A 3274-nucleotide genomic window follows, 5' to 3' on the forward strand; every position below is an offset into this window, starting at 1 on the left:
CCTAATTTAATTGTAACAAATCAACATTAAACACTAACACAGCGTTTCGCAAAGATTAGTTCACCTTCAAACAAAGAAGGGAGCTGTTCAAGAATGGAAAAACTTTATGAAATTCTTCAGATCAAACAAGTAATAGCAGAAGTGAGGGAAGGAGAGAGCCACATCGTAAGATCACCGATGGATGGAGCGAAGATCGCAGCAGCATTCATAGGTGACGAAGACAGGGAAGTATTTCTCGTGATGTGTCTCAACACGAAAAACCGAGTAGTGGCAGTCCACAGATGCCACGTAGGAGCGTTAAACTCCAGCATCGTACACCCAAGAGAGGTATTCAAAGCAGCAATCTTAAACAACTCCGCTTCAATCATAGTCTCACACCAACATCCAAGCGGAGACATCACACCATCAGGCGAAGACATTGCGGTATCAAAGAGATTAGCCGAAGCCGGCAAGATGCTAGGCATTGATGTATTAGATCATCTTATAGTAAATGCAAATGCAGACTATACAAGCTTGAAAGAAAAAGGCTGCATGTAACATAGAAGGAGGAGATGCAAAATCTCTTCCTTCATTTTTTGTTTTTTACTAAAGAAGAATGTTCAAATTCATTTTAAGTAGCTCGATCAGTTCTTTGAAGTTCGAGGAGTAATTTTACCTACTAAAAACCGAACCCATAAGTGAATGGATTCGGTCTTAAATATGCTTGGCGTGATTAATACTTTGTCTTAAAAGATCAATGACATGCTCATCATCATTTGAGTAATATATTGTAGTCCCTTCTCTTCGGAACTTTACTAATCGTACATTCTTTAAGAAGCGGAGTTGATGAGAGACTGTAGATTGAAGTAGTGATAGTTTTTCCGCTATTTCATTTACTGAGTGTTCACCGAGTAATAATAAATTGAGAATACGAAGCCGGGTTGGATCAGACAATGCTTTAAAGCATTGAGAAACCATGAAAAGCGTTTCTTCATCTAAATCATTGTTTACGTCATATTCACCATATTGTTGTTTTTGTTCGTCCATGGAGAAACTCCTTTGAGATTTTCTATGTTTATTATAGAAGATTCAACAGTCAACGACAACGTTATTGACTTTGGATTACATAAAGGGATAAATTTTAAGATTATATATTGATTAAAAGGGTAAACTTCTTACTATGTTCCTTTAAAAAAACAGCAAAGAAAGGATGAAACAAATTGAAAGCAACAAAAGACATACACCAAACAAATGATGAAGTAAAAGAAGCGGGTAAGTATATTTGCGCTGAAGGCGAAATGAAGGAATTAAAAGAAGGGGATAAGTTTCCTGTATGCCCTAAAACAAATGTCCCTACAACTTGGAGACACGCAAATCATGAACATAAAACAGGTGACAAAGTTACAGAAGCTGGCGAATATGTGGATAATGATGGTGAACACATAACACTTCAACAAGGAGATCTATTCCCGGATTGTCCAAAATCTGGTCAGCCAACAGGCTGGAAACATGCTTAACAATCACATTATTGGTAAAGACGGTAGGTAACAATCTACCGTCTTTTTTTGTTTTTATGAAATTTCTATATTTTTAATCATCAAATGATTTTTCGAAAATATTAGTTAGAAAGGGGGGAGACAAGTGGATAACGGGATTTGGTTTTTTATTATGGTATTCTTATTCACGTTTAGTGGTTTAGCGGTTGGAGGGATTAGCGGAGGAATAATCAAAGTTTTTTTTAAGAACAAACTTTTTTTGCTTTATGCATTATGTGGCGGGATTCTAATTGGCTTGATGTTGTTCGAAATTATTCCGGAGACGTGGGAGAAAAACAATAAAGTAGGTGTTATTTTAGGTGTAATAATTGGTATATTTCTGTTATCAATCATTGAGAGTCTGTTGAAAAATAGAAAAAAGTTTATTATAAATCATAAAAAGTCAGTTTTTTTATTTTTAACAATTGGTATAGCAATTCATAATTTCCCAACTGGGTTAGCTTTGGGAATGGGTTCATTAGAAAAATTAGAGTTATCACCTCTTGTTATTGCTATTTTCTTTCATCATATTCCAGAAGGGATAGCTCTCGCATTCACTTTTGTTGATCAGGAAATGAATATCTTAATTTATTGGCAGATACTCATTATAATAAGCATAATCTTAGGAATCGGAGCGTTTGTGGGTAATACCTTGGTTGATAATTTTGAGAAATTGTACTCTGTTTTTATTGGCACATCGATTGGAACCATAGGATTAGTCACCGTTACAGAAATTCTTGGAAAAGCCAAGAATAACTTACCTTTAATTACATTCTTAATACCTACTTTATTTGGAATGGTAATAGTGAAGTTGTATTTTTTCGTGTTTTTGTGATTTGTCTATCTTTTATTTAAAAGATTGACAAAAGACAGAGATTTTTTTCTCTGTCTTCTTTATATATATGGTTCTTTTCTGAATGATTATTGCTTTTAAATTAAATACATCATGAATAGAGTTAATTGGAGAGTAATGTTCGAGACTCCTAGAGGATCAGTAGGACATTCGATAAGCGAAAAGGATTAACAAGCCTGAGGTGTGTGCTATATGCTCAATGACTGGATTTATCTTGAACCAATTATTGGATATCCACTTTAGCAGGTAAGTCTTCTCAATGAACCTGGAGCGGCAATCAACCTGCTTCATAGTTGGTCCACAGCAACAGTAGAAGATAGCTATTATTTAAAATAAATAGCCCAGATCCAATAACCAATTCCTGCAGCAAATCCTATTCCTAAAAGTAAAAAAGCGAGTTTCATATTGCTTAGTCTCACAATGTATACAATCCTTTCATTTTCATTCTTTTCTAATATCAAAGTTATTTGGGGGAAGCTCGTCTATTTTGTATATTTTCTCCTTTTTAAACCATTGGACAAAAATACTTCCTAGCACTGTCCCATATATGATTTCCTGCGCAACTTTCATAATCACTCCACCTAGCTGTTGATCTTCTACAGGATTATAGGAAGAATACAGAATCACTGACGCATGTTGGTAAGTACTATATATTATTTTTTTTGAAAAAATAATCAAAGCACATGCAGGTGTTAATAACACACCCATTGCAAAAATATAAGCTGTTTTTTGCAATCCTGATAATTTATCCATACTAGGTATTGGCGGGAATAGTGGAACCCACATGAAAATAGAAGTGATAAATAAAATGATATGATACAAAGACTTTAGTGATCCATTTCCCATTAAATAATCGAATATAAAAGGAAAATGATAAAAGGAGAATAATCCGTTAAAAAGAACAACA

General features: G+C 34.4%; 5 protein-coding genes. 3 read left to right on the forward strand and 2 right to left on the reverse strand.

Annotated features, from left to right (window positions below):
* The first annotated feature begins 93 nt into the window (after positions 1-93).
* Positions 94-537, forward strand: a complete 444-nt coding sequence (locus tag CGZ90_RS19250) for a JAB domain-containing protein (protein WP_094254124.1) — start codon at positions 94-96, stop codon at positions 535-537.
* 156 nt (positions 538-693) lie between these two features.
* On the opposite strand, the gene CGZ90_RS19255 is transcribed toward CGZ90_RS19250, so the two are convergent.
* Entirely contained in the window at positions 694-1026 is a 333-nt protein-coding gene (locus CGZ90_RS19255; RefSeq protein ID WP_094254125.1) for an ArsR/SmtB family transcription factor, read from the reverse strand.
* A gap of 173 nt (positions 1027-1199) precedes the next feature.
* On the opposite strand from CGZ90_RS19255, the gene CGZ90_RS19260 reads away from it, so the two are divergent.
* Together CGZ90_RS19260 and CGZ90_RS19265 are read left to right on the forward strand one after the other, a co-directional pair.
* Positions 1200-1496 (forward strand): hypothetical protein, encoded by a 297-nt coding sequence (locus CGZ90_RS19260; RefSeq protein ID WP_094254126.1) that lies wholly within the window; start codon positions 1200-1202, stop codon positions 1494-1496.
* 124 nt (positions 1497-1620) lie between these two features.
* A complete protein-coding gene (locus CGZ90_RS19265) occupies positions 1621-2349 on the forward strand; it encodes a ZIP family metal transporter (RefSeq protein WP_094254127.1) in 729 nt (242 codons plus the stop codon).
* A 459-nt stretch (positions 2350-2808) separates the two neighbouring features.
* On the opposite strand, the gene CGZ90_RS19270 is transcribed toward CGZ90_RS19265, so the two are convergent.
* Positions 2809-3274: cytochrome c oxidase assembly protein (locus CGZ90_RS19270; protein WP_205727428.1), on the reverse strand; the 466-nt coding region annotated here is incomplete at its 5' end.

The organism is Fictibacillus aquaticus (genome assembly GCF_002245695.1).
Lineage (GTDB): Bacteria > Bacillota > Bacilli > Bacillales > Fictibacillaceae > Fictibacillus > Fictibacillus aquaticus.

Coding starts and splice junctions, on each gene's coding strand:
- CGZ90_RS19250 (WP_094254124.1), top strand. CDS start 94: ATGGAAAAACTTTATGAAATTCTTCAGATCAAACAAGTAATAGCAGAA.
- CGZ90_RS19255 (WP_094254125.1), bottom strand. CDS start 1,026: ATGGACGAACAAAAACAACAATATGGTGAATATGACGTAAACAATGAT.